This window comes from Mesorhizobium sp. B4-1-4, from assembly GCF_006439395.2.
Lineage (GTDB): Bacteria > Pseudomonadota > Alphaproteobacteria > Rhizobiales > Rhizobiaceae > Mesorhizobium.
Map to the genome: position 1 here is coordinate 668,256 of NZ_CP083950.1, position 24,475 is coordinate 692,730.

Genomic DNA, 24,475 nt, shown 5'->3' on the forward strand with positions numbered 1-24,475 from the left:
GCTGCCTCAATACGCGTCGGCGTTGTCGATGTTGAAATTGTAGAGAGTGCGCGCCGAGCCATAGCGCTTGAACTCCGACGGCTTGACCCCGGTGACGCCGGCACGGTCGAGCAGGCCTTGCAGCAATTCCAGATGCTCGGGCCGCATCTCCTTGGCGATGCAGTCGGCGCCGAGGCTGTCGACCTTGCCGCGCACGAAGAGCCGCGCCTCATAAATGGAATCGCCCAGCGCGTCGCCTGCGTCGCCCAGCACCACCAGGTTCCCGGACTGCGCCATGAAGGCCGACATGTGGCCGATATTGCCGTGGACGACAATGTCGATGCCTTTCATCGAGATGCCGCAGCGCGACGACGCATTGCCCTCGATGACCAAAAGGCCGCCCTTGCCGGTGGCGCCGGCATACTGGCTGGCGTCGCCTTTCACTGTTATCGAGCCCGACATCATGTTCTCGCCGACACCGGGTCCCGCCGAGCCATGCACGGTGATGGTGCCGCCGGAATTCATGCCGCCGCAATAATAGCCGACGCTGCCGCGCACATCGATGCTGACAGGCTGGTCGACGCCGACGGCGACCGAATGGTTGCCCTTCGGGTTGAGCACTTCCCACGCCGTTTCGTTCGAGCCGGGGGCCAGACCGTGCAGCGCCTGGTTCAGTTCGCGCAGCGACATGGCGTCGAGGTCGAAGACGCGCGCATGGGCTTGGTCGCGCGTTGCCTTGGAGGTTGCCGTCATGAACTCAATGCTCCCAGAAATAGACGGTTGCGGGCTCCGGCTCCCAGACCCTCGCATTGTCTATGCCGGGCAGTTTGGTCAGCGCGCGATATTCCGAGCCGAAGGCGACGTACTGGTCGGTCTCGGCCATGACGGCGGGCTTGCAGGCGATCGGGTCGCGCACGACGCCAAAGCCGTTCTTGGTGCCGACGACGAAGGTGAAGAAGCCGTCGAGGTCCGACAGCGTGCCTTCCAGCGCCTCGCCGAGATTCTTGCCATGCGCCATCTGGGAGGAAAGGTAGGCGGCCGCGACCTCGGTGTCGTTTTCGGTCTCGAAGCTCATGCCTTCGCGGATCAACTCGCGGCGGACATTGTTGTGGTTGGACAGCGAACCATTGTGCACCAGGCACTGGTCGGCGCCGGTCGAGAACGGATGCGCGCCCATCGTCGTCACCGCCGATTCGGTCGCCATGCGGGTGTGGCCGATGCCATGCGTGCCGGTCATCTTGCGGACATCGAAGCGATCGACGACCGCTTCGGGCAGGCCGACCTCCTTGTAGATCTCGACCACGTCACCGGCGCCCATGATGCGGATGTCGGGGCGCAGCGCCTGGATGGCCTCGCGGGCCTCGTCGATCTTGTCGGGACGGGTCCTGACGACGGCGTGGGTCGACTTCACCGCGATGCTCACTGGCACGCCGAGCGCCTTGGCAAGCTGGGTATCGAGGTCGCGAAAATCACGGTCTGGTTTCGCCGATTGGATAGTGATCTTGGCTTCGTTGCCGGATGGGGCGCCATAGATGGCGATGCCCGCGCTGTCCGGGCCGCGATCGCTAAGCGATACCAGCATTTCCGACAGCATCGCCCCGAGCTTGGGCTCCAACGATTTGTCCTTCAGAAACAGCCCGACGATTCCACACATGTCAGCCTCCGACCTTTGTTCTCTGGAGATGTACCGAATGAGTTCCGGGAATTCAATGGGATGAAAAAAATATTCCTGTAGTTATATATCTGCCTGCGCACCGCCACCGGCGGTATTCCCCTGGTGACGTTCGCTGTGAACCCATTTGGCGGTACGGATGCGGGCGCTCTTGTAGGCGTCGAGTACCGACAGCGCATAGATCAGGAGACCACCCGCATGGCGGCCGACGAAGCTGGCGTCCGGCGGCGCGATCTTCATCGTTACCCACGCTAGGATCACCATGAAGAAGATGAACTGCAGGCCGCGCACCGGCACACCGAGAATGACGTGTCCGCTTGCCGGCAGGATGATTGCCGCGCCGAGAACCAGATACGGGTTCGGTGGAGCGGGCGCGTTGGTTGTGCTGGTCATGCGGCCTGCCTTTCAGCATGGTTGATGGCGTCGCGAAGCGCCGAAATCGAAGTGAGCAACCTTTCGACCAGTGCCGGATCGAGTATTGCACCGCCGAAATCGGCCTGCCGGAACACGCCGTAGCGGGCGCGCTGCGCCTCGGCCAGGAGCCAGACGATCCGTATCCCCTTGGGTGTGATGAGCAGCTCCTTGGCGCGTCCGTCGGAAAAGGGGTCGAGATGGCTGGCAATCAGGCCCTGCGGAAAGCGTGCGCCCCTGCCGTCTGTCCGCAGCACTGCCTCTGCCGGAAATCCCGGGGCCTTCGGCAGCGTGTGTTCCAGGTGGTCGAAATTGGAGAACGTCGTCGGCGACCCTGGCCGCATCATCATGTCGAAAGTGGCGGCGATCGCGATCTTTTCGAGGATCGAGATCGATAACCAGCGTGCCGGCAGTTTTCGCGTAGCCAGCGTATCGACGATGGTCCGCACCTGGACGCGCCGGCCGTTCCATGAGCCTTCCCAGGTGACGATTCCGGCGGTGCCGTCCGAGACATTGGCTGCATCCGAAATGACGGAACGAAGGTTGGCTTGTTCGACCGCGAGTGCGGCCGAAGCCCTGTTGCGGCTGGCGCGCACCAACCACATCAGGTGAAGGGCGAAAGCCAGGGCAATCGCCCCGGCGAGCAGTGCTGACGTCACCTCGGACACCTTATCATGCCATGCCCGCCCGGGGTCCGGACGGGCCTTCTTCCATCAATACCCCTGCGGCTTCGGCCACGGCATGGAGAACTGATCGCCGCGACGGACGAACTTGTAGCGGTAGAAATGAAACCATACCGAGATCAGGAAGTAGAACGCGACCATGGCGATCAACTGCGAACCGAAGCCGAGGAAGATGGCGAAGTAGGTGACCACGCACAGGCAGAACAGCACGATGGCCGGCAGCGGATGGAAAGGATGCGTGTAGCCACGGCGGATGGTACCCAGCGGCCACTTCTTGCGGAACATCATGATGTTGATGCTCATGAACGTGTATTGCAGCACGCCAGACAGGATCGAGAAGGTGATCGCCTGATTGAGGTCGGCGATGAAAGCGAAGGCGAGCGCGATCGGCAGCAGGAACAGGATCGAGCGGTAGGGTGTGCGATATCTAGGATGCACGGCCGAGAACCAGCTCGGCAGGTAGCGGTCGCGGCCAAGCGAGAACCAGGCGCGCGCGGCGTCATTGATGCAGCCATTGGCGGACGCGATGGCGGCAAGCAGCGTCGCGACGAACAGGAGGTTTTCGAGCAGCGGACTGCCGGTCAGCTTGCCCGCGTCCCAAAGCGGATAGGGCGTGATACCGAGATATTCCCATGGCATTAGCGAGGCGCAGACATACCAGGTCATCGCGGCCGCGATCAGAAGCGTGATCATGCCCGCCATGGTGCCGTAGGGCAGCGAGCGTGCCGGCGACCGCACTTCCTCGGCGGCCTGCGTGGTGCCCTCGATGCCGAGGTAATACCAGATGCCGAACTGGAAGGCTGCGATGACGCCGATCCAGCCGTAGGGCAGCGCATTGCCAGGAGTGACCAGTTCGTTGAGCTTCAGCACCGCGCCTTGCGTCCATGGGCTGACCGAGAAGAACAGGATGACGATCGAGACATAGGCGATCGCGGTGATGACGAAGTTGACGTTGAGCGTCATCAGAACGCCGCGATAGTTGAGCCACGCCAGCACCACGATGGTGGCGGCGATGAAGGAATTGTGGGTGAGCCCATCGATCCCCGCCTTGGCGACGATCGTGTCGCCGAGCAGGATGGCGTCGGACACTTCGAGCATCGTGTAGGCGAAAACCAGGAACAGCGCGACGTTGAAGGCCATCAGCGGCCCGACGATGTGTTTGGCCTGGGCGTATTGGCCGCCCGCGGCGGCGACGGTCGACGTGACCTCGGAATCGATCATGGCGACGGAAGTGTAGAGCAGGCCCACGACCCAGCACACGATAAGGGCCGCCAGCGTACCGCCCTTGTCGGCGGAGAAATTCCAGCCCGTGAATTCGCCGACCAGGACGATGCCGACTCCGAGCGCCCAGACATGGGCCGGGCCGAGCACCCTGAGCAGCGAAACCCTGTCGCCGCCATTTACCGCCGTTCCTGCCGTTTCAACCGCGACCGTCATCGTTCAATCCCCACTCAGATCCGGTGTTTTTCGGAAACGGCCTCAAGCTCGCCTTCGCGCGATGAGGTCAGAACGCCCTCGCTATAGGTCGTGTCGACCTTGAACCAGTCGAAGAGCATCCACAGGGCGAGCACGATCGAGATGCCCCAGCATGCATAAGAGAGTGCTATCCACATGATGCTTCCCCGGTCTACTTGTCTTCGAATTTTTCGTTGATGACGTCGCGATATTCCCGGTCGGATGCGCGGAACAGGAACACGAAATAGCCGATCAGCACGATCGCCATGATGATGAGCGTTGGCCAGTCGATCACATAGTGGAATCGGTTCTGGATGACGTCATGCGCCGTTTCCGGCGTGTAGCCCAGCTTTTCCCAGATCGAGGCCATGGTTGGATTCTGGCCGAGGGCTTCCCACGTCTTGGCGTCGAGTGCGTCGATGGATTTGGCCGCGCCGGCGAGCCCGAGCTTCAGCGGCAGCCATAGCGCCACGAATATGGCCACCACCACGACGACGATATCGAATATCTGCCCGGTCTTGCTCTGCTCCGGCGGCGTATAGCGGGACATGGCTCCTACCTCTCAGGACTTGCGGTTGCGGAACGCGTCCGCGTTCTTGATATCGAGCCCGTAGATGAACTCCTTGTCTTCCTTGTAGTGCCTGACCATCGCCAGGATGGCGGCCGTGTTGAAGATCAGCACGGCGGCGGCGGCAACCGCTACGACGGCCTTGATGCCGCTATGTGGGATGTAGGGCCATGTCATGGAAAGGACGAACAAGATCGTCGCCCACAGGCAGATGATCAGGAGCGCGGATCCACGCAAATCGGAACGGTACAGCGCCTCGATGCGCTGCTGCAGGTCTGACATCGGTTTTCCCCTTTTTCCGGCGTCCGGTTCCGAAGTTGCCGCTCGCCGCTCTCTTTCAAGAGAGTGAAATTTTTTTCACAAAATCAGGCCGATTTCCGGAATTGTCAAGATGAATTTACGCAGAGTTAACCGTTTGGCCCGGGCAATGAATTTTGCCTGACAATGAAATTATTTGCTTCAGGGGATTGCGGGCCTCCCTCGTTTGCGGTCAATATTCGCGCAAGGCCCCGGCCGCTGTGCAAAGGGGCAGGGAACATCAACGACTATCGGACGGAGGACGATCGGATGACGGCATCCTGGAGATTTTCGACCCTGGCGGATCGCCATCGCGCGCTGGGTTCGAAGCTCGAAGACTGGAGCGGCATGGGCACCGCCTGGACCTACGAGAAGGACGCCGACGAGGAATACATCGCCATCCGCACCAAGGCCGGGCTGATGGATGTTTCCGGCCTGAAGAAAGTCCATATCACCGGGCCGCACGCCTCGCACCTCATCGATCTCGCCACCACGCGCGATGTCGAAAAAATCTATCCCGGCAAGTCTGCCTATGCCTGCATGTTGAACGAGGCGGGAAAGTTCACCGACGACTGCATCCTCTACCGCACCGGGCCGAATGCCTGGATGGTCGTGCACGGCTCTGGCACCGGCCATGAGGAGTTGCAGCGGGCCGCCATGGGGCGTGACGTGTCGCTGCGCTTCGACGACAATCTGCACGACCTGTCGCTGCAGGGGCCGACAGCGGTCGACTATCTGGCCAAGCATGTGCCCGGCATTCGCGACCTCAACTATTTTCACCACATGCAGACGCAGCTGTTCGGGTTCCCGGTCATGATTTCGCGCACCGGCTACACCGGCGAGCGCGGCTACGAGATATTCTGCCGTGGCCAGGATGCCGGCACGATCTGGGACAGGATTCTTGAAGATGGTAAGAGCGCCGGCATCATTCCATGCCGCTTCACCACGCTCGACATGCTGCGCGTCGAGAGCTACCTGCTGTTCTACCCCTACGACAATTCGCAGAAGTACCCGTTCGAGAATGAAGGCCCCGGCGACACGCTGTGGGAACTCGGTCTCGACTTCACCGTCAGCCCCGGCAAGACAGGTTTCCGTGGCGCCGAGGAACACTATCGCCTAAAAGGCAAGGAGCGCTTCAAGATCTATGGCGTGCTGCTCGATGGCAAGGAGCCCGCCGACGAAGGTGCGCCGGTCTATCGCGACGGCAAGAAGGTCGGCGTGGTGACCTGCGCCATGTATTCGCCGCTGGTCGAGAAATCGATGGGCATCGCCCGGCTCGACGTCGACTGCGCGGTGAAGGACACCAAGCTCGAAATCCGCAACAGGAGCGGTTCGATCAAGGCGACCGCGCAGCCCTTGCCGTTCGACGATCCCAAGAAGGCCAAGCGCACGGCGAAAGGCTGAGGCATAATCACCAGCGAGGGGTTCGAGGCACGAAGACTTAAATGGCAGCCAAAAGCATCATCAGCCGGCCGGTCTACGGAACGCTCTCTCCGCAGCCCGGCAAGCACCATCTTTTCATCGCCGATGCCGAGGGGGCGCTCGCTATATCCGAGATGGCCGCGAAAGCGCCGGCCGGCTTTTTCGACGGCGCCGAGATCGTCTTCATCCCCGGTCCTGACGGCAAACACATCGCCGCGCTGGAATCGCTGAGGCCGGCGCAGTTTCACCAGGCGCCGTCCTTCGCCAGCCTGCTGCCGAGGCTGAAGCAGACGCTGAGCAATGCCCATATGGGTCTGCGCCTCTATCTCAGCGGCACCGAAGGGCTGATCGGCCAGGCCATGCAGGTGGCGCTCGAAGCCGGCGTCGATCATACCTCCATGCAGACCGAGCATCGCGGCTCGCTGGCGCGGCGCATGCAATGCGTGCACTGTAAGGGCATCACCGAGAATGTGACGACGCAGCCCGCCACCTGTTCGCATTGCGGCCTGCTGCTTCTGGTCCGCGATCATTATTCCAGGCGCCTCGCCGCCTTTCAGGGCGTGTGCATCAATGCCGAGGATCGCGGCGAAATTCCTCCGATGGAGGAGGCCTTCCCATGAGCACCGGCACAACCAAGCTCGATGTGGTGGTCAGCGATGTCGTTCCGGTCAACGACCTCGTTACCCGCTTCCATTTCCGCCGGCGTGACGGCGAACTGTTGCCAACCTTCTCCGGCGGCGCCCATGTCGTGGTCGAAATGCGCGACGGCGAGCGCACCAGGCTCAATCCCTATTCGCTGATGGGCTCGCCGCTCGACACGCGCGAATACACGATCAGCGTGCGCCGCGACGATGTCGGCCGCGGCGGCTCGCTGTTCATGCACAGGAGCGTCAAGCCGGGCCTGGAGATGGTGATCAGCTATCCGGTCAACCTGTTCTCGCTCGACCTCAGGGCGAAGAAGCACCTGATGCTCGCCGGCGGCATCGGCATCACGCCGTTCATGGCGCAGACCGCGCAGCTGGCGGGGGAGGGCGGCAATTTCGAGCTGCACTACACCTGTCGCACCGCCTCGCTCGGCACCTACGCCGATGTGCTGCGGGAACGTTACGACCGCCGCGTCCGGCTCTACCACGACGATCGCGACGAGCGCATCGATCTCGACCGTCTGTTGTCGACGCAGCCGCTCGGTACACATCTCTATGTCTGCGGTCCCGCCGGCATGATCAACTGGGTGCGCGACCGCGCGGCTGCCTTGGGCTGGCCTTTGGAGGCCGTGCATTTCGAGCATTTCGCGGCACCCCAGCCCGGTCTGCCCTTCGATGTGACGCTTGCTGTCAGCGGCAAGACGATCCGCGTCGGTTCGCAGCAGAGCCTGCTCGAGGCAATCGAGGCGGCGGGCGTCGATCCACCCTATCTCTGCCGTGGCGGTGTTTGCGGCCAGTGCGAAACCAATGTCGTTTCGTATGACGGTAAGTTCGTCCACAACGACCATTGGCTGAGCGAGGAAGACCACCGCTCCGGCTGCAAGATCATGCCGTGCGTGTCGCGCTTCGAGGGCAAATCGCTGGTCTTGGAAAGATAGGAGGCGAGCTTGGGAATCAGCTTTCGTAAGGAAACATTCCGCGACGATTTCACCTTCAGGAACAGCCCGGAACACATCAGGCGGTTCCCGTTCCCGTTCCATGAAGACGCCTACATGTATGCGGTCAATATCGAGCCGCATGTTGTCGGTCCCAAGGGCAGCGTGCTCGAGAACCTGATCGATGTCGACGAGCACTATGTCGCCGAGATGCAGGACCGCGCATTGGTGCTGGCCGAGGACCCGCTGCGCTGCCAGTCGCTGCCGCACATGACCTTGGCCGGTTGGGATCTGCTCGAGCTTTTGATGGAGCAGCAGGCGCTCGGCTATCCCGAGCATTTCACGCTGACGCGCGACGGTGACCGCTGGCGCTGGATCAACAGGCCGCTCGGCATCGACGACACCTTCACCTTCGGCGACACCTCGACATTGCCTTACGGTCCGATGGAATACATCATCCGCCAGAGCCAGGGCGATTTCTGCATCCTCGACCAGCGCGACGGCAATCTGTGGATGGATGCCGGCATGGTCACCACCCAGGCCGACTGGTCGCTCGATTTCGACATCGGCATGAACTTCTTCGAATGGCACGCGCCGGTGCCGCTGGCACATGAGAAGGGGATTTTCACGCGCGCGCTGAAGTTCCTCACCAACATTCAGCAGGGCAAGCCGGCACGGCGTCTCAACTGGACGATGACCATCAATCCGCGTCTCGATACGAGCCCGGAAAATTACCACAAATGGGGGCCGGACCGGGCGACGGTCACGCCCGAGAATGTCGGCGACAAGGTGCATCTGCGCGTCGAATTGCAGAGCTTCTGGCGGCTGCCGCGCTCCAACGGCATCGTCTTCCCGATCCGCTGCTACCTGATCAAGATGGATGAGCTGGTGACGCAACCGAAATGGGCACGGCGCCTGCACCGCGTCATCCGCGACCTGCCCGAGGAACTCGCCACCTACAAGGGCCTGACGCGCTATCGACCGACCCTGGTCGAATGGCTGTCGAAGCTCGATGACGGCAGTCCGACGAGCCCGGGATTTGGGCCGGACTGAGCAATGCTCGCGAAACTGCCGATCTCCCCCTTGTGGGGGAGATGCCCGGCAGGGCAGAGGGGGGCGTGAAGGAACGCAAGCCTTGCCCACTTGGCGAAAGGCAAACAACCTCCTCAGGTAGCAGCTACGATCGATTGATAAGTCGGCGGGACAGCGCCCCCCTCTGGCCTGCCGGCCATCTCCCCCTCAAGGGGGGAGATCAACTCCGCTTACCCCGCACTATTCTGCGGGTAACAAATAATCGACAAATAACGCATCGGCAGCTGCGTCAGCTGCTCGGGCCCGTGCGGCGCGTCGGCGTCGAAGAACAGACTATCGCCGGGCTTCATCGGATAAAGATTGCTGCCGTGCCGGTAAACGACCTCGCCTTCGAGCATGTAGAGGAATTCCATGCCCTCATGCTGGAAGGTCGGGAACACGTCCGAATCTTCGGTCAGCGTGATCAGATAGGGTTCGACGACCACACCACTGGTGTTGGAGCCGATATGGCCGAGCAGATTGTACTGGTGGCCGGCGCGCGTGCCGCGGCGCTCGACGTCCAGTCCTTCGCCGGCCCTGACGAAAACGGCGCTGCGCTCTTCCTCGAAGCGGCGGAAGAAGGCTGTCACGGGAACCCCAAGTGCCCGCGACAGCGCCTGCAAGGTGGTCAGCGACGGCGAGGTGATGCCGTTCTCGATCTTGGATAGCATGCCGAGCGAAATGTCTGTGGCGACAGCGAGGTCGGCCACGGTGATGCCGAGCTTCTTGCGGAATGCGCGTACCTCGCGGCCGATCGCGACCTCCAGCACTTTTTCGCGCTTGTCGCGAATGGCATGCGGATTCTGCGTCAGCGGCGCGCGAATGGCCTTTCCTTCCGCCAAGGCCTTCAGCTGCGGCTTCGGCTTGGCGGTCGTGGAACCAGGACCAATGTTGGAAGCGGAAATTTTCTTCGCCATGTCTCCCGACCCCAGGATTTATTTCACTCAAGGTGAACATGTCAGGTGCCGATACAGGAGCGCAACCGCGACGGCAAGCCATCTTGTGTCGCATGCGCCGGTCCCATGATCGCGGCCGCCGCAGTTTTTTCCGCCAGGAATTCATTGCGCGCGAACGTGGTTCCCGCAGTTGGCTGTTGACAGCACCAAAGGGCCAATTACTGTCACTGTCAGTGAAATTTGTTTCGCTGGGGAAATCAAAAAAGTGGAGGCCCGGAAATGAACACTCGCGTTGCCGTCATCGGAGCCGGACCGTCCGGTCTGGCACAGCTCAGGGCCTTCAAGTCGGCGGCCGACAAGGGCGCCAATATTCCCGAAATCGTCTGCTTCGAGAAGCAGGCCGACTGGGGCGGCTTGTGGAACTACACCTGGCGCACCGGCCTGGACGAACACGGCGATCCGGTCCATGGCTCGATGTATCGCTACCTCTGGTCGAACGGGCCGAAGGAATGCCTGGAATTCGCCGACTACACCTTCGAGGAGCACTTCGGCCGGCCCATCGGCTCCTATCCGCCGCGCGCCGTGCTGTGGGACTACATCAAGGGCCGTGTCGAGAAGTCGGGCCTGCGCAAATGGGTGCGCTTCAACAGCCCGGTGCGCATGGTGACGTTCTCGGACGAGACGAAGAAATTCACCGTCACCGCGCATGACCGCACCAACGACGTCACCTATTCGGAAGAGTTCGACAATGTCGTCGTCGCCTCCGGGCATTTCTCGGTGCCCAACGTTCCCTATTTCGAGGGTTTTTCGACCTTCAACGGCCGCATTCTCCACAGCCACGATTTCCGCGACGCCATGGAGTTCAAGGGCAAGGACATCCTGATCATCGGCCGCTCCTATTCGGCCGAGGACATCGGTTCGCAATGCTACAAATACGGCGCCAAGTCGATCACCTCCAGCTACCGCTCCAAGCCTATGGGCTTCAAATGGCCTGACAATTGGAAGGAAGTGCCGCTGCTGCAGAAGGTCGTCGGCAAGACCGCCCATTTCAAGGACGGCTCGACCAAGGATGTCGACGCCATCATCCTGTGCACCGGCTACCTGCATTCCTTCCCGTTCCTGACAGACGACCTCAAGCTCAAGACAGCTAACCGCATGTGGCCGCTGGATCTCTATGAGGGCATCGTCTGGGAGAAGAATCCGAAGCTCTTCTATATCGGCATGCAGGACCAGTTCTACACCTTCAATATGTTCGATGCTCAGGCCTGGTTCGCCCGCGACGTCATCATGGGCCGCATCAAGCTGCCCTCCGCCGAGGCGATGGCCGAGCACAGCGCAAAGTGGCGGGCGCGTGAGGAGACGCTGGAAGACGCCGAGCAGATGATCTGGTTCCAGGGCGACTACACGAAGGAATTGATGGACCAGACCGATTATCCGGGCTTCGACGTCGAGGCGGTCAACCGGACCTTCATGGAGTGGGAGCATCACAAGGCGGAAGACATTATGAGCTTCCGCGACCACGCCTATCGCTCGCTGATGACCGGCACCATGGCGCCGCTGCATCACACGCCATGGCTGTACGCGCTCGACGATTCGATGGAGAGCTATCTCGAAGTGAAGGGCGTCGCGGCGGAGTAGCTCTGGGAGTCATTCTTGGCTGACAAAGATCAATCTGATCTCTTATCTCCCGTCAGCGATCTAGGATTCGCGCGCCTACTTCTAGCGGAACTGCATGACGATCTTCCGAGCAAGGTTGCGCGGTTTCGCCAGCTTTCGGACCTTTCCAATGCGCTGGGATCGAGCGGCACAATGCTTCCCGGCGGCGAAACGACTTACGCGGCTTGGATTGAAGCGCGCGCGAGCTTCGTACACGGAAATTTCATAGCAACAGTACTGCTGTGTCAGGGGCTCGCGGAGCATATGCTGGCCGCACATCTCGCTCTTGGTATTAACGGCGAGAAGTTGCCGGATCGTATTTCGTTTCAGGAAACCCTGCGCAGGTGTGTCTCACGGAACGTGATTACGCAGAATGATTCAGATGATCTGCGTCGTCTGATGGACTTGCGTAACCCACTTTCCCACTATCGGAGTATCGACGATCCTTCGAATCTCTCGCGGCGTGTACTCAACACCATGTCGCCAGCCGATGACCATTTGCAAAAGGACGCTTCTTTCGCCATCAGCATGGCTGTTCGATTGCTGGCATTACCTGTCTTTCGATTGGGGGATTGAGCTGCGAACTTCGGCGGGGTAGCGCTCGGCTGCTAGCTAACCAAGCCTTGCCCTGGCCTTCGCCGTCCAGGCGTTGAACAGCCGGTCGGCGACAATGCCGATGAAGGCGATGGCCAGGCCCGCGACGATGCCCCGGCCGGAATCGGCCTTCGACAGCGCGATGAACACCTCCTGGCCAAGGTCGCGTGTGCCGACCATGGCGCAGATGATGATCATCGCCAGTGCCATCAGGATGGTCTGGTTGACACCGAGCATGATCTCGGGGAGCGCCAGCGGCAATTGCACGCGGAAGAAGGTCTGGCGCGGCGTGCAGCCGGACACTTTTGCCGCCTCGATCAGCGCCGGCGGCACCTGCCGGATGCCGTGATTGGTGTAGCGGATCGCCGGCACCACGGCGAAGGCGACGGTGGCGATCATCGCGGTGACGTCGCCAACGCGAAACAGCATCACCACTGGAATGATGAAGCAGAAGGACGGCAGCACCTGCAGTGTGTCGATGATGGGTGTGACGATCTTCTCGAAGCGGTCGCTGCGCGATGCCGCGAACCCGATCGGGATGCCGATCAGGCAGGCGATGAAGGCCGAGATACCGCAGAGATAGACTGTCGCCATGGTCTTTTCCCAGAGTCCGGTCACGGCGCAGAAGGCGGTCAGCGCCGCGACGAGCGCCGCCAGGCGCAAGCCTGAGAGTTGATAGCCGGCAAGGCCAAGCAGGAACACGGCACCCAGCCACGGGAAACCCTCGCAGAAAGCGCGCACCGGGTTGAGCACGTTGAGGATAAGCGCGACGCGGAACGCCTCGATCGTGTCGAAGAAGTTGATCGTGACCCAGTTTACCGCCGCTTTCCACAGCGGTGCCGTTGTGAATGTGATCGCCTTCGGCACTGCCGCGAAGGCCGGCAGGAACAGGCCGAGCAGGGTCGTCACGATGAGGATTGCGATGGCCAACGACAGATTGGGGTGGCGCCGCCAGACGCCTGGGGTCGTCTCTTGACGGATATGACCCCTGGCCTGCTTGTGTGCGATGGCCTGGCTCAGCCGGTCGAGCGCAATGGCGAGCGCGACAATGGCGAGACCCGCTTCCATCGCCTCGCCGACCTTCAGCGCGCGCAGCGCCAGAAGCACATCGTAACCCAGGCCACCGGCGCCGATCATCGACGCGATGATCACCATGTTGAGCGCCAGCATGATCACCTGGTTGACGCCGACCATCAGCGTCGGCCGCGCCGAGGGCAGCAGCACCCGCCACAGTTTCTGCCGCGCGGTGCAGCCGGCCATATCGCTGAATTCGCCGATCTCGAGCGGCACGCGCGATAGCCCCAGCATCGTCGCGCGCACCATCGGCGGCGTGGCGAAGATAGCGGTGGCGATCATCGCCGACACCGGGCTGTTGCCGAACAGAAGCAGCATCGGGATGAGATAGGCGAAGGTCGGGATCGTCTGCATCAGGTCGAGGGCAGGGGAGACCACCAGCCTTTCCGCCCACGGCTTGCGCCAGGCCCAGATGCCGGCGAACAGCCCGGTGACGATGCAGAACGGCACGGCGATGGAGATCAGCGCCAGCGTCAGCATGGCGCTGGTCCACTGGCCGAACAGCGCGATGTAGAGGAAGCAGCCACCGACCAACAGGCTGAGTTTCCGGCCTCCCACGGCATGGCCGGCGAGGAAGGCGGCGGCGCACACGCCGACCCATGACAGGCGTGGCAGGACATAGGCGTCTGCGCCATGACCGATCTTGAAATTCTTGGCCAAGAGATCGAGCGCGAAATCGAGCGGCACGCCGAGGACCGCTGTGATCGAACGGGTCAGCCAGGACAGGTTCGACTTGATCCAGCTCATCAGCGCGCTGACCCACTCGGGGATGGGGACGACGGCGCTGGCGGGATAGTTGACGGCCCAAGGAATGGTGTCTTGCAGCAGGAACATCATGAGCACGGTGGTGAGTGCGAGCGCCCAGATGACGAGCCACCGCTGAACCGGCAGTCTCATCTTGCTGGCGCTTGCCGCTACCGTCATGTTCCGGCCGCCGCGCGCTCGATGCCGGCCAACAGATCGATGACGGCTTGCGGCGTCACTTCGCCGATCGGCTTGCCGGTGCCGTTGACCACCGCGAACGGCTTGCCGGCTGAAACGATGTCGGCCGAGAAACTGGCGATCTTGGCATCCGGCGCGACCACGCCGCCATGCTCCGCACCTTCGCAGGCGCGCATCAGGCTGCGTGCCGAGATCACCTTGGCGCGGTCGACATCGCGGGTGAATTCGGCCACATAGTCGGTCGCCGGATTGACCACAAGTTCTTCCGGCGTACCGATCTGGATAACCTCACCGTCCTTCATGATGGCGATGCGGTCGGCGAGCCTTATCGCCTCGTCGAAATCATGGGTGATGAAGACGATGGTCTTGTGCAGCATGGTCTGCAGCCGCATCAACTCGTCCTGCATCTCGCGGCGGATCAGCGGATCGAGCGCGGAGAACGGCTCGTCGAGGAACCATATCTCGGGCTTGGTGGCAAGGCTGCGGGCGATGCCGACGCGCTGCTGCTGGCCGCCGGAGAGTTCACGGGGGTAGAAATGCTCGCGGCCACGCAGGCCGACAAGTTCGATGACTTCGCGGGCGCGCGCCTCGCGCGTCGTCCGATCCTGGCCCTGGATGCTGAGAGGAAAGGCGATGTTGTCCAGCACGTTGAGATGCGGCAGCAGGGCAAAATTCTGGAACACCATGCCCATGCGATGGCGCCGCAACTCGATGAGTGCGGCGTCGGAGATTTTCAGCAGGTCCTTGCCTTCGAACTCGACCTTGCCATGGCTCGGCTCGACCAGCCTGGACATGCAGCGCACCAGCGTCGACTTGCCGGAGCCGGACAGCCCCATGATGATGAAGATCTCGCCCTGGCGGATTTCGAGGTCCACGGCGCGCACCGCCCCGACCAGCCCGGCCGCGGCCACGTCCGCCATGCTGGCCTTGCCGTCGCGCTCGCGGATGAAATTGGCCGCGTTCGCCCCGAACAGCTTCCAGACATTGCGGCAGGCAAGTTTTACCGGGCGGTCATCCGTGCCCGGTTGCGGCGACCCCTGTCCAGTCCTGTCCGTCATCCAATGGTCCTTGGGGAACATCAACAGCTGAGACCCGGCCGATCAACGGCCGGGTCTCATTCTTCCAGTCGGAACAGTCACTGCGCCCAGGCTTTCCAATCTGCCTCATGGGCGGCGATCCAGGCGGCGGCAACCTCCTCCGGCGTCTTGCCGTCGAGGTCGATCTCGCCGCTCATCTTGTTGAGCTCGTCGGTGTCGATCGTGTAGGCCTTGGCCACCTTGTAGGCGACCGGCCATTTGTCTTTCATGCCGTTCCAGGAGTACTTCCAGATCTCGCCATGCGGCTTGCCGCAGTCATATTTGGCGTCGGGGTTCACGCCCCATTTCGGATCGTTGTAGCATTCGGGCGTGTATTCGGGGAATTGCACCCATTCGCCCTTGTATTTGGCCGGCGCCCAGTGCGGCGAGTAGATCCACAGCATGATTGGCGCCTTGCGCTGATAGGCCGACTCGAGCTCGGCGAACATCGCGGCATCGGTGCCGGCATGGATCACGGTGAAGGGCAGCTTCAGCGCGGCAACGCGCTCGTCGTCAAAGCCTTCCCATGTGACCGGACCTCCGAGATAGCGTCCCTTCGGTGCCGTCTCGGCGGTCGAGAACGATGCCGCGCATGTGGCGTCGAGCAACGCATGCCAGTCCGGCAAGGTCGGGCACTTTTCCTTCATATATTCGGGGAACCACCACTCCTCCTTGGCCTTCGGCCCGAGCTTGCCGAGCCGCTCGGTCTGGCCGGTGGCGTCGGACGCCTTCATGGCCTCGCCGGCGGTCGTATCCCAGAATTCCAGGCCGACATCGAGGTCGCCATTGGTGAGGCCGGTGGTCAGGCTGGAGAGGTAGTCGGCGGTCGGATACTCGACCGTGTAACCGAGCTTTTCGAGGATGCCACCGAGGATCTTGGCGTTGAGGTTGACGCTGGTCCAGTCGAACAGTGCGATCTTGATCGGGTCGTTGGATTCCGGTGCGGCGGCATTGGCGGAAGGTGTCAGCAAGTTCAGCGAAGCAAGCGCGATGGCGCCCATGGATAGTTTCGAAACTCTATTCCGAAATGACATGCTTGTTCTCCTTCAAGCTGTGAGGGTTATCGCTCGTTCCCTTCTTGCGTCTTTTGTAGCCTTTTGCTTTCCCTGATTGTGCTGGAAAGACCTGTCGTCGCGCAAGCTGTTGCCGCCATGTCGCGGCACAAGCCGGCGCAGGCGGGATGATGCTGAATTTCCGATATGGTGGATGGTATCGAGAGCGCCAGCGTCATGGCTGCCGCTGCATCGTCGCGGGAGCGATCATCCGCGGATCGATTGCCAGTCCTGCGGCGCCCTGCGAGGTGCGAGCCATCACGGTCCCATGATCTCGGCTGTTGGCCCGGCGAGCCCCATCTCGCAAGGCCGTTTCATGGGATGAAATTATATATACCAACGTTCATGCGGCGCAACGACTAACGCTTCGCTCGCGGCGGAATTTCAGACCGCAGGCGAAGTTGCGCGGATTCGCTCAGAAATAACCGTTCGAGGCAGCGGTGGCTTCCTTCGGAACTTCGACGCCGTCGACCAGGATCTTGTCGACCAGTTCGTGGTGGAAGCAGACCAGCCCTTTGATACGCTCCGCCTCGTGCACCGGCTCCGGATAATACCAGACAAGGTTCTCGTGCCGCTTCTTGGCTGTCGTCACGTGGTAGTAATTGGAGATACCCTTGTAGGGGCAGCGCGAAATGTAGCGGCTGGGTGCGAACATATCGAGCCGCGTATCCGAGATCGGCAGATAGTGGCGCACCGGGTGGCCGGTCTCGAACAGGAACACCCCACGGCGTGAATCGGCAACTTGCTCGCCATCGAGGATGACCTGCACCCGCCGCGACGAGGGCAGGCAGTCGACCCTGCGGAACGGGTCGCGGGCATGGACGAAGATCTCTTCGTCCTCCTCATACCAGTGCGTCATCTTGGGCCAATAGAAGGACATGTAGTCCGTCGGCAGCGGGGACCCCTTGACCGGATCGAGATAGCGCCAGGCGGCATCCTCGACCAGTGTGATGCCGGTGTTCAGGGAGTAGTGCGTGGCGACGCCTTTGAACGGGCTTTCGGTGGTCGTCGCGCTCGGCAGCAGGAACTCCTCGCGCACGTCGCTCATCGGGAAGTAGTAGACCGGCAGGTGGTCGGATTCGTAGAGGACCAGCGCCCTGATCGTGTCGGCCACGATCATCGACCCCACTTGCACGCGCAGCCGCTTCTGCATCGGCATAGTGAAGGCGACGTAGCCCGGCTCGAACTCGTACTGGACGATGTTGTCGAGCACGGGGAAATGCGGCCCGCGGCCGCGCAAATGAGGTTTGCGAATGGTAGTCTCCCGTTTCTTTTCTTTTGTCATCGAGCGTTGGCCAAAAGTGAGATGAGCTTCGGATTGAGCTGTTGTATCGGAGAGGGGTTCCGGGCGGCGGGTTTCTCCTGCATCAAGCTGCTGGAACGATGGCCCCCACCGCTCTTCGCAGCCCTGCTGCCGGATAGCCTCGCCGCCCGAAAAGCGGAGTTTCACAGCCGAGCCTCTAACCCAGGGACACACGATCGAGCAGCAGCCCGGCGGCGATCGGCGGCAGGCCGCTGACATTCTTGCGCACCGGCACCAGCAGATCCGGGAAATAGCTGAAGATGACCGGCGTCTCATCGAGCAGCAGTTTCTGTATGTCGGACGCGGCCGCGCGCTGCGCGCCGATGTCGAGCGCTTTCAGATAGGACGTGACCATGCCGTCATAGGCGGGGTTCTTGAAATGCGCCGCATTCCATGGGCCGTCGCTGACCAGCGGGCTCTTCAGGAAGACATTCGGCACGCTGCGATGCGCGTAATCGGTGATGCCGAGCGGGCTGTCCAGCCAGTCCGACTGGCCGAACACCGCCTTGCCGTAATATTTGTCCTGGTCCTCGATGTTGAGCGCGATGCGCGCGCCGATCTCCTTGGCGAAGTTCTGGAACAGCTGCGCGTAGCCTGGAATGTCGGAATAGCGCAGCGTCGTCAGGGTGATGTCGAAGCCGCTGGCCAGCCCCGCCGCCTCGAGCAGTTGCTTGGCCTTGGCAATATCCTGCGTGCGTTGTGGCACCGACTTGTCGGTGGCGGGGAAGGCCGGCGCGAACGGGCTGTCATTGCCGGTCGCGGCCATGCCGCGGCAGAGGCCGTCGACCAGCTTGGAGCGATCAATGCACAGCGCCAGCGCCTGGCGCACACGCTTGTCCGTGAACGGCGCCATGTCGCAACGCATGTGGAGCTGGCGGTGCGCGGTCGAGGCGACGCGCAGCACCGTGATGTCGGGGCTGTTCAGCACCACCTGGCTGACGTCGAGTGGGACGGCGTCGAGGATGTCGACCTCGCCGGCCTGCAGTGCCAGGATGCGTAGCTGCACGTCGCCGTAGAACTTGAACTCAAGGCGATCAGGCAGGGCCTTCTCGCCCCAATAGTCGGGGTTGCGGACGAAGGTCGCGCCGACCTTCGGCGTGTAGCTTTCCAGCCGGAACGGACCGGTGCCTTCAAAGGTCTTTTCGTAGTCGCCCTTGTAGCTCGCCGGCAGGATGACGGCGTTGTAGTTGTCGATCGATAACGAATAGGGAAAGCTGCCGTTCGGCGCATCGAGATGGAAAGCGACGGTGTGGTCGTCGACCTTTTGCGTGCCGCCCTTCGACAGCAGGCCCTTGAACACCGACAGCGCGTTGGAGGCGCCATTCGGATCGGCCAGCCGGTCGAAGGTCGCGACGACGTCGTCGGCCTTGAAGTCCTCGCCATTGTGGAATTTCACGCCCTTGCGCAGCTTGAAGGTCCACACGCTGCCATCCTCGTTCGGCGACCAGCTTTCCGCCAGCACCGGTTTCAAGGTGAGGTCGGGCTGGGTGACGCAGAGAAACTCGGCGGTCTGGAAAACCAGCTGGTAGCTGCCGCTGTCATAGTAGGTGACGGGATCGATGGCGCCGCCGGGCGTAGCGACGCCGGCGCGCACAGTGCCGCCCGGCTTCCCCTCGGCGCGCGCTTGCTGCGTGCCGAAACCGGCTGCGGCGACAAGGCTGCCCAGGAACGGCAGGGAAAGGCCAAGCACGCTGCCATGGCGCAGGAAACCGCGCCGGTCGAGCCTGCCGGCCAGCAATTCGTCGACAGCGGAATTTTCGATTGCGGTGAGGCTTCTGCGAGCGGCGTCGATCATCCTGAAATGCCTTGGCATGGCTGCATTCCTCGCTTGCCCTTGGGGGTTGGCCATTTAGGTCATTGTTGACCGCGACCGGAAAGCGATATTTTTTGATGGGGTCCATCGAAATTTTCGATGCAGGAGTGATTCATGGATACCGAGAACCTGCGCAGTTTCCTTGAGGTCGCCGAACATGGCAGCTTCACCGTCGCGGCCAGCCGGCTCAACCTCGCCCAATCCACCGTCAGCGCGCGGATCAGGGGGCTGGAGGAACAGTTGGGGCGCCGGCTTTTCGTCAGGGATCGCGATGGCGTCACGCTCACGCCGGCCGGCCGGCAGTTCCTGCCGCACGCATCGTCGATCACCCGAACCTGGGAGCAATCCAGGCAGGACATCGCTGTTCCCGATGGCTATGAGAGCCTGCTGCGGCTGACGGCTCCCGCCTATTTGTGGGAGCGCATCACCTCGCCATGGGTCGAATGGATGCGTGCCGAACGGCCAAATGTAGCGCTGCGGCTCGAAGGCAGTTTTCCGGATCTGGCGATCGACCAGTTGGCGGAAGGCTTGCTCGACATCTGTATCCTCTATCTGCCGCGCCCGCATCCCGGCATCGTCTACGAGACGCTCGCCGTCGATCAGGTTGTGCTCGTTCAGCATGCGGGTCAGACGAAGCCATGGACCGAAAACTACATTCTGATGGACTGGGGGCTCGAATTTCGCATCGAACATGACCGTGCCTTCGCCGGCATGGTCAAGCCGGCGATTTCGGCCGGGCTGGTCTTCATCGGGCTGCAGCATGTCCTGTCGCAGCAGGCGGCGGCCTATCTCCCGCTCAGCGCTGTCAGCGGCCATATCGAGCGCGGCGAGATGCGGCGCATCGACAACACGCCGGTGTTCCAGCGGCCGATCTATCTTGCCTATCCCTCGAACCCGGTTTCCTCGGATGTCCTGGATGTCGCGCTCACCGGGTTGCGCACGCTGGCCGGGGACTGGCACAGCGATCAGGGTTTTTCGGAAGGCGATCGTTCGCTGGGCATGACCGGGCGGACGTGACGGGCCGGCATGGCGAGCAGGAAATGCCGCTATGCCGCTTCGATGACGACACCCTTCTGCAATCTCGCCAGCTCCGGATAGGGGATGTGGCAACGGATGGAATGTCCAGGTTGCGCCTCGGCGAGCGGTGGCTCCTGCTGTTCGCAGATCGGGCCGATTTTGCGCGGGCAGCGCGTATGGAATACGCAGCCGGAGGGCGGGTTGACGGCGCTGGGGATTTCGCCGTCGAGCCGGATGCGCGCCGTCTCGGTCTGGTCGAGCTTTGGCACGGCCGAGAGCAGTGCTTCGGTATAGGGATGATGCGGGCCGGAGAAGACGGCTTCCGATGGCCCGAGCTCCATGATGCGGCCGAGATAGAGCACGGCGATCTTGTCGGAGAGATAACGCACCACGCCTAGGTCATGCGAGATGAAGACGTAGCTGACGTCTTCCTTCGACTGCAGATCGGCGAGCAGGTTGAGGATCGCCGCCTGCACGGAGACGTCGAGCGCCGATGTCGGCTCGTCGCAGACGACGATGCGCGGGTCACCGGCGAAGGCGCGGGCGATGGCGACGCGCTGCTTCAATCCGCCCGACAGCTGGCGCGGCTTAACGGCCAGGTGCCGGTCGGTGAGCCGCACCGAGCGGACCAGATCGTCGAGACGCGTCTCCAGCGGCTTGCCGGAGAGACCGGCCAGCCGCTTCAACGCCCGCCCAAGGATGTGGCGGATCGAATGCGAGCGGTTGAGTGCTGAATCCGGATTCTGGAAGACGATCTGCATCGCCTTGACCTGGTCGTCGCCACGGTTCTCCAGCTTCGGCGCCAGCGCCTTGCCCTCCAGTTCTATGAGGCCGCCATCATCGGGTGGTACCAGGCCGAGCAGCAGCCTGGCGAAGGTGGTCTTGCCTGAGCCGGATTCGCCGACCAGCCCCAGCGTCTCGCCGGGTCTGAGATCAAGCGAGACGTCCTTGACGGCACGCAAGGGATGGCCATGGCTGGCATAGGTCTTGTTCATTCCCGCCACCCGCAACACAGGTTGGGCCGCAGGCCTTGGCGCGGGCGCCACATCGCTGGGTGTGGCGCGCGGCAGCGCTTGCGCCTTGTCGTGATAGTGGCAGCGCGACAAGCGCTTGCCGCGCTCGTCGCTCAGATCATAGAGGGGCGGCAATTCGGTGCGGCAGCGCTCGGTCGCCAACGCACAGCGGTCGGCGAAGGCACAGCCGGTGATGGTGGCGCCAATGCCGGGCAGGAAGCCGGGGATGGTGTCGAGCCGGCCCTGGTCCTTGCGCTGGCCACCGCGTGGGAGGCAGCGCAGCAGGGCGACGGTATAGGGATGGCGGGGATCGTTGAAGACGACCTCCGTCGGTCCTTCCTCGACCAGCATGCCGGCATAGAGGACGCCGACGCGGTCGCACATATTGGAGACGACGGCGAGATTGTGGCTGATGAACAGGATCGAGGCCGAGAGTTCTTGCCGCAGTTGCGCGATGAGGTCGAGCACCTCGGCCTCGACGGTGGCGTCGAGTCCGGTGGTCGGCTCGTCGAGGATCAGCATGGAGGGATCGTTGGCCAGCGCCATGGCGATCGCCACGCGCTGCTGCATGCCGCCCGACAGCTGGTGCGGATAGCGCTGCATGACGCTTGGCGGATCGGAGATGCGCACCCGGTTGAGCATGGCGATCGCCCGATCGGTGGCGGCCTGTCCGGTTATGCCGCCAAGCTCGAAAATCTCGGTCAGTTGCCGGCCGATACGGATCGACGGGTTCAATGCCTTGCCCGGATCCTGATAGACCATGGACACGCTTTCGGCGCGGGCCCGCCTGAGCGCCTCGGCATCGAGCTTCATCAGATCCTTGCCGTCGAGCGAGATCGCGCCGCCGGTGATCGAACCGTTCCTGGGCAGATAGCGGACCACGGTGAGCGCGACGGTGGATTTGCCGCAGCCGGATTCACCGACCAGCCCATAGGCTTCGCCCAGGCCGATGGTGAGGCTCAGATTGCGCAGCACCGCGCGGTTGCGGCCAGCGACACGGTAGGCGACCGAGAGATCCTCGAGTTCGAGCGCGTTTTTTGCTTTTGCGTCCTGTGCCTTGACGGGTTCAGTCATTGAAGGCTCCATGAACGCCGTCGGCGGCCAGATTGACGCCGATCACCAGCGAGGCGATGGCCAGCGCATCGAACAGCACCGTCCACCAGAAGCCGCCGCCGATCATGCCGTAGTTGCTTGAGATGGACAGTCCCCAGTCGGGTGAGGGCGGCTGGATGCCAAAGCCCATGAAGGAGAGTGTGGCGACCGCGAAGATGGCATAGCCCAGCCGCACCGTGGTCTCGACCAGGATCGGTGGGATGACGTTGGGCAGGATCTCGACGAACATCGTGTGGAAGGCGCTCTCGTGCCGGAGCTGTGCGGCGGCGACGTAGTCGAGTTCGCGCTCCGCCAGCACCGCCGAGCGCACGGTGCGCGCGATGATCGGCGCGAAGCTCAGGCCGATGACGATGATGACGGTGGTCTTGGAGGTGCCGAGCGCGACGATGGCGAGCAGCGCCACGATGACCACGGGGATGGCCATGAAGGCTTCGAGGATGCGGCTGACGACATCGTCGACGATGCCGCGGAAGTAACCGGTGAGCAGGCCAAGCGCGGTGCCGGCGACAGTCGCCAGCAAGGTGGCGAGCGGTGCGACGGTCAGGATATCGCGCGAGCCGACAATGACGCGCGAGAAGACGTCGCGGCCGATCTGGTCGGTGCCGAACCAGTGTTCGGCCGAAGGCGGCGACAGCGCGTTGATGATGTCGTCGGCAAGCGGATCATAGGGCGCGAAATGTTCGCCGAACAGCGCGCAGGCGACCCAGAACAGGACGATGGCCAGACCGGTCAGAAAGGTGCCGGAACGCATGAGCGAGGACAGGACCTCCGCTGCCGGGCTGCGCCGGCGCGTGTCGTCTTGTCGAGCAGGAGAGGTGGTCTGGACGGCGCTCATTGGTCTGTCCCCAGCCGGATGCGTGGATTGAGCACGGAATAGAGGAAGTCGGCGATCAATGTCGCCACGGCATAGACGATGCCGATGGTGAGAATGCCCGATTCCAGCATTGGAAAGTCCTTGCCGCGCGCGGCGGTGAAGATCAGCGAGCCGATGCCCTGGTAGCGGAACAGCGTCTCGATCACCACCAGGCCGCCAATGAGATAGCCGGTCTGGGTGGCAATGACGGTGATGGTGGGCAAGAGCGCATTGCGCAGCACGTGGCGCCAGATCACCGTGCGCCATGGCAGGCCCTTCAGCACGGCGGTTCGCGTGTAATCGGAATCGAGCGCCTCGATCATGCCGGAGCGCGCCATGCGCGCGATATAGCCGAACAACACCAGGAACAGCGGCAAAGCGGGCAGGATGAGGTAATAGAGCTGGGTGAAGAAGCCCGCGTCCTTGGGCCATGCGGCCGAGATCGGCAGCCAGCGCAGCCACACACCGAAGATCAGGATCAGGATGATGCCGGTGACAAACTCCGGCAGCACCGTCACCGACAGGCCGCCAAGGCTGATGATGCGGTCGAGCGGCCGGTTGAGATTAAGCGCCGCAATGACGCCGCCCAGGATGCCGATCGGCACCACCAGCACGAAGGCGACCGCGGCCAGCTTCATCGAATTGCCGAGCGCGTTGACGACGAACGGCGCGACCGGCGAGCGGAAGATGTAGGAGGTGCCCATGTCTCCCCGGACGAAGTTCCAGATCCAGGTCGCATATTGGGTGAGGAGCGGGCGATCGACGCCGAGGGAGTGGTTGAGCGCGTCCACGGCCCGCTGGTCGGCGAACGGGCCCAATATCGCGCGTCCGACATTGCCGGGCAGAACCTGGCCGCCCAGAAACACCATGATGCTGAGCAAGAACAATGTGATCAGCGACAGCGACACACGCCGGGCGAAGAAGGAGAGAATGGCA

General features: G+C 62.5%; 24 protein-coding genes. 7 read left to right on the top strand and 17 right to left on the bottom strand.

Going from position 1 to position 24,475, the window contains the following annotated elements:
- Positions 1-6: 6 nt before the first annotated feature.
- The 8 genes from FJW03_RS02940 to FJW03_RS02975 form a co-directional block, all read right to left on the bottom strand.
- The gene (locus tag FJW03_RS02940) at positions 7-732 is read right to left on the bottom strand and encodes a GXGXG domain-containing protein (protein ID WP_140607330.1); all 726 of its coding nucleotides are present in this window, start codon (positions 730-732) and stop codon (positions 7-9) included.
- 4 nt (positions 733-736) lie between these two features.
- Positions 737-1,633, bottom strand: coding sequence for a class II glutamine amidotransferase (locus tag FJW03_RS02945; RefSeq protein WP_140607329.1), 897 nt, complete (start codon positions 1,631-1,633; stop codon positions 737-739).
- A gap of 81 nt (positions 1,634-1,714) precedes the next feature.
- A complete protein-coding gene (locus FJW03_RS02950; protein ID WP_140760621.1) occupies positions 1,715-2,044 on the bottom strand; it encodes a hypothetical protein in 330 nt (109 codons plus the stop codon).
- Positions 2,041-2,730 carry a hypothetical protein gene (locus FJW03_RS02955; RefSeq protein ID WP_181165505.1) on the bottom strand — a complete coding sequence of 230 codons (690 nt, stop codon included), beginning with the start codon at positions 2,728-2,730 and terminating at the stop codon, positions 2,041-2,043. Before FJW03_RS02955 ends, FJW03_RS02950 begins: the two co-directional genes overlap by 4 nt.
- 45 nt (positions 2,731-2,775) lie before the next feature.
- The gene (locus tag FJW03_RS02960) at positions 2,776-4,182 is read right to left on the bottom strand and encodes an APC family permease (RefSeq protein ID WP_140607327.1); all 1,407 of its coding nucleotides are present in this window, start codon (positions 4,180-4,182) and stop codon (positions 2,776-2,778) included.
- Positions 4,183-4,196: 14 nt separating this feature from the next.
- Positions 4,197-4,358, bottom strand: a complete 162-nt coding sequence (locus FJW03_RS02965; protein WP_140747593.1) for a hypothetical protein — start codon at positions 4,356-4,358, stop codon at positions 4,197-4,199.
- A gap of 14 nt (positions 4,359-4,372) precedes the next feature.
- Positions 4,373-4,750, bottom strand: coding sequence for a hypothetical protein (locus tag FJW03_RS02970; protein ID WP_140607325.1), 378 nt, complete (start codon positions 4,748-4,750; stop codon positions 4,373-4,375).
- Between the two features lie 12 nt (positions 4,751-4,762).
- Complete coding sequence (locus FJW03_RS02975) at positions 4,763-5,050, bottom strand: hypothetical protein (protein WP_140607324.1); 288 nt, start codon at positions 5,048-5,050, stop codon at positions 4,763-4,765.
- Between the two features lie 285 nt (positions 5,051-5,335).
- Between FJW03_RS02975 and FJW03_RS02980 the strand changes: the two genes are divergently transcribed.
- The 4 genes from FJW03_RS02980 to FJW03_RS02995 are packed head-to-tail and all read left to right on the top strand — an operon-like array spanning position 5,336 to position 9,119.
- The gene (locus tag FJW03_RS02980; RefSeq protein WP_140760624.1) at positions 5,336-6,469 is read left to right on the top strand and encodes an aminomethyltransferase family protein; all 1,134 of its coding nucleotides are present in this window, start codon (positions 5,336-5,338) and stop codon (positions 6,467-6,469) included.
- Positions 6,470-6,510: 41 nt separating this feature from the next.
- Positions 6,511-7,107, top strand: coding sequence for a dimethylamine monooxygenase subunit DmmA family protein (locus tag FJW03_RS02985; protein ID WP_140760626.1), 597 nt, complete (start codon positions 6,511-6,513; stop codon positions 7,105-7,107).
- Positions 7,104-8,069, top strand: coding sequence for a PDR/VanB family oxidoreductase (locus FJW03_RS02990; RefSeq protein ID WP_140760629.1), 966 nt, complete (start codon positions 7,104-7,106; stop codon positions 8,067-8,069). Before FJW03_RS02985 ends, FJW03_RS02990 begins: the two co-directional genes overlap by 4 nt.
- Before the next feature lie 9 nt (positions 8,070-8,078).
- On the top strand, positions 8,079-9,119 hold the full coding sequence (locus FJW03_RS02995) for a heme-dependent oxidative N-demethylase family protein (RefSeq protein WP_140760631.1): 1,041 nt from the start codon (positions 8,079-8,081) through the stop codon (positions 9,117-9,119).
- Positions 9,120-9,328: 209 nt separating this feature from the next.
- Here FJW03_RS02995 and FJW03_RS03000 read toward each other — a convergent pair whose 3' ends face one another.
- Positions 9,329-10,054, bottom strand: coding sequence for a helix-turn-helix domain-containing protein (locus FJW03_RS03000; protein ID WP_140760633.1), 726 nt, complete (start codon positions 10,052-10,054; stop codon positions 9,329-9,331).
- 258 nt (positions 10,055-10,312) lie between these two features.
- On the opposite strand from FJW03_RS03000, the gene FJW03_RS03005 reads away from it, so the two are divergent.
- Positions 10,313-11,671: an NAD(P)-binding domain-containing protein gene (locus FJW03_RS03005; protein ID WP_140760636.1), complete on the top strand. Its 1,359-nt coding sequence runs from the start codon at positions 10,313-10,315 to the stop codon at positions 11,669-11,671.
- Between the two features lie 15 nt (positions 11,672-11,686).
- Positions 11,687-12,265 (top strand): hypothetical protein, encoded by a 579-nt coding sequence (locus FJW03_RS03010; protein ID WP_140697121.1) that lies wholly within the window; start codon positions 11,687-11,689, stop codon positions 12,263-12,265.
- A 36-nt stretch (positions 12,266-12,301) separates the two neighbouring features.
- Here the strand turns inward: FJW03_RS03010 and FJW03_RS03015 are convergent, their stop codons facing one another.
- The 5 genes from FJW03_RS03015 to FJW03_RS03035 all read right to left on the bottom strand — a co-directional run bounded on the left by FJW03_RS03015 (position 12,302) and on the right by FJW03_RS03035 (position 19,543).
- On the bottom strand, positions 12,302-14,281 hold the full coding sequence (locus tag FJW03_RS03015; protein WP_140760639.1) for an ABC transporter permease: 1,980 nt from the start codon (positions 14,279-14,281) through the stop codon (positions 12,302-12,304).
- Positions 14,278-15,357, bottom strand: a complete 1,080-nt coding sequence (locus tag FJW03_RS03020; RefSeq protein ID WP_140760642.1) for a quaternary amine ABC transporter ATP-binding protein — start codon at positions 15,355-15,357, stop codon at positions 14,278-14,280. The genes FJW03_RS03015 and FJW03_RS03020 overlap by 4 nt, the downstream gene beginning before the upstream one ends.
- Before the next feature lie 77 nt (positions 15,358-15,434).
- Positions 15,435-16,409 (bottom strand): ABC transporter substrate-binding protein, encoded by a 975-nt coding sequence (locus tag FJW03_RS03025; RefSeq protein ID WP_140760645.1) that lies wholly within the window; start codon positions 16,407-16,409, stop codon positions 15,435-15,437.
- Positions 16,410-16,842: 433 nt separating this feature from the next.
- Positions 16,843-17,712: a DUF427 domain-containing protein gene (locus FJW03_RS03030; RefSeq protein ID WP_140760648.1), complete on the bottom strand. Its 870-nt coding sequence runs from the start codon at positions 17,710-17,712 to the stop codon at positions 16,843-16,845.
- Positions 17,713-17,887: 175 nt separating this feature from the next.
- The gene (locus FJW03_RS03035) at positions 17,888-19,543 is read right to left on the bottom strand and encodes an ABC transporter substrate-binding protein (protein ID WP_140760651.1); all 1,656 of its coding nucleotides are present in this window, start codon (positions 19,541-19,543) and stop codon (positions 17,888-17,890) included.
- Between the two features lie 114 nt (positions 19,544-19,657).
- Between FJW03_RS03035 and FJW03_RS03040 the strand changes: the two genes are divergently transcribed.
- Complete coding sequence (locus FJW03_RS03040) at positions 19,658-20,560, top strand: LysR family transcriptional regulator (protein WP_140760654.1); 903 nt, start codon at positions 19,658-19,660, stop codon at positions 20,558-20,560.
- 29 nt (positions 20,561-20,589) lie between these two features.
- Here the strand turns inward: FJW03_RS03040 and FJW03_RS03045 are convergent, their stop codons facing one another.
- Genes FJW03_RS03045 through FJW03_RS03055 form a run of 3 tightly spaced genes read right to left on the bottom strand, consistent with a single transcriptional unit; the run spans position 20,590 to position 24,471 of the window.
- A complete protein-coding gene (locus tag FJW03_RS03045; RefSeq protein ID WP_140760655.1) occupies positions 20,590-22,647 on the bottom strand; it encodes an ABC transporter ATP-binding protein in 2,058 nt (685 codons plus the stop codon).
- The gene (locus FJW03_RS03050) at positions 22,640-23,521 is read right to left on the bottom strand and encodes an ABC transporter permease (RefSeq protein WP_140607310.1); all 882 of its coding nucleotides are present in this window, start codon (positions 23,519-23,521) and stop codon (positions 22,640-22,642) included. The genes FJW03_RS03045 and FJW03_RS03050 overlap by 8 nt, the downstream gene beginning before the upstream one ends.
- Complete coding sequence (locus tag FJW03_RS03055; RefSeq protein ID WP_140760658.1) at positions 23,518-24,471, bottom strand: ABC transporter permease; 954 nt, start codon at positions 24,469-24,471, stop codon at positions 23,518-23,520. The genes FJW03_RS03050 and FJW03_RS03055 overlap by 4 nt, the downstream gene beginning before the upstream one ends.
- Positions 24,472-24,475 lie beyond the last annotated feature (4 nt).

What these genes read in the sequence shown, in the direction of transcription:
- FJW03_RS02940 (WP_140607330.1), bottom strand. Translation starts at nt 732, where the DNA reads ATGACGGCAACCTCCAAGGCAACGCGCGACCAAGCCCATGCGCGCGTC.
- FJW03_RS02945 (WP_140607329.1), bottom strand. Translation starts at nt 1,633, where the DNA reads ATGTGTGGAATCGTCGGGCTGTTTCTGAAGGACAAATCGTTGGAGCCC.
- FJW03_RS02950 (WP_140760621.1), bottom strand. Translation starts at nt 2,044, where the DNA reads ATGACCAGCACAACCAACGCGCCCGCTCCACCGAACCCGTATCTGGTT.
- FJW03_RS02960 (WP_140607327.1), bottom strand. Translation starts at nt 4,182, where the DNA reads ATGACGGTCGCGGTTGAAACGGCAGGAACGGCGGTAAATGGCGGCGAC.
- FJW03_RS02965 (WP_140747593.1), bottom strand. Translation starts at nt 4,358, where the DNA reads ATGTGGATAGCACTCTCTTATGCATGCTGGGGCATCTCGATCGTGCTC.
- FJW03_RS02970 (WP_140607325.1), bottom strand. Translation starts at nt 4,750, where the DNA reads ATGTCCCGCTATACGCCGCCGGAGCAGAGCAAGACCGGGCAGATATTC.
- FJW03_RS02975 (WP_140607324.1), bottom strand. Translation starts at nt 5,050, where the DNA reads ATGTCAGACCTGCAGCAGCGCATCGAGGCGCTGTACCGTTCCGATTTG.
- FJW03_RS02980 (WP_140760624.1), top strand. Translation starts at nt 5,336, where the DNA reads ATGACGGCATCCTGGAGATTTTCGACCCTGGCGGATCGCCATCGCGCG.
- FJW03_RS02985 (WP_140760626.1), top strand. Translation starts at nt 6,511, where the DNA reads ATGGCAGCCAAAAGCATCATCAGCCGGCCGGTCTACGGAACGCTCTCT.
- FJW03_RS02990 (WP_140760629.1), top strand. Translation starts at nt 7,104, where the DNA reads ATGAGCACCGGCACAACCAAGCTCGATGTGGTGGTCAGCGATGTCGTT.
- FJW03_RS03000 (WP_140760633.1), bottom strand. Translation starts at nt 10,054, where the DNA reads ATGGCGAAGAAAATTTCCGCTTCCAACATTGGTCCTGGTTCCACGACC.
- FJW03_RS03005 (WP_140760636.1), top strand. Translation starts at nt 10,313, where the DNA reads ATGAACACTCGCGTTGCCGTCATCGGAGCCGGACCGTCCGGTCTGGCA.
- FJW03_RS03015 (WP_140760639.1), bottom strand. Translation starts at nt 14,281, where the DNA reads ATGACGGTAGCGGCAAGCGCCAGCAAGATGAGACTGCCGGTTCAGCGG.
- FJW03_RS03020 (WP_140760642.1), bottom strand. Translation starts at nt 15,357, where the DNA reads ATGACGGACAGGACTGGACAGGGGTCGCCGCAACCGGGCACGGATGAC.
- FJW03_RS03025 (WP_140760645.1), bottom strand. Translation starts at nt 16,409, where the DNA reads ATGTCATTTCGGAATAGAGTTTCGAAACTATCCATGGGCGCCATCGCG.
- FJW03_RS03030 (WP_140760648.1), bottom strand. Translation starts at nt 17,712, where the DNA reads ATGACAAAAGAAAAGAAACGGGAGACTACCATTCGCAAACCTCATTTG.
- FJW03_RS03035 (WP_140760651.1), bottom strand. Translation starts at nt 19,543, where the DNA reads ATGCCAAGGCATTTCAGGATGATCGACGCCGCTCGCAGAAGCCTCACC.
- FJW03_RS03040 (WP_140760654.1), top strand. Translation starts at nt 19,658, where the DNA reads ATGGATACCGAGAACCTGCGCAGTTTCCTTGAGGTCGCCGAACATGGC.
- FJW03_RS03045 (WP_140760655.1), bottom strand. Translation starts at nt 22,647, where the DNA reads ATGACTGAACCCGTCAAGGCACAGGACGCAAAAGCAAAAAACGCGCTC.
- FJW03_RS03050 (WP_140607310.1), bottom strand. Translation starts at nt 23,521, where the DNA reads ATGAGCGCCGTCCAGACCACCTCTCCTGCTCGACAAGACGACACGCGC.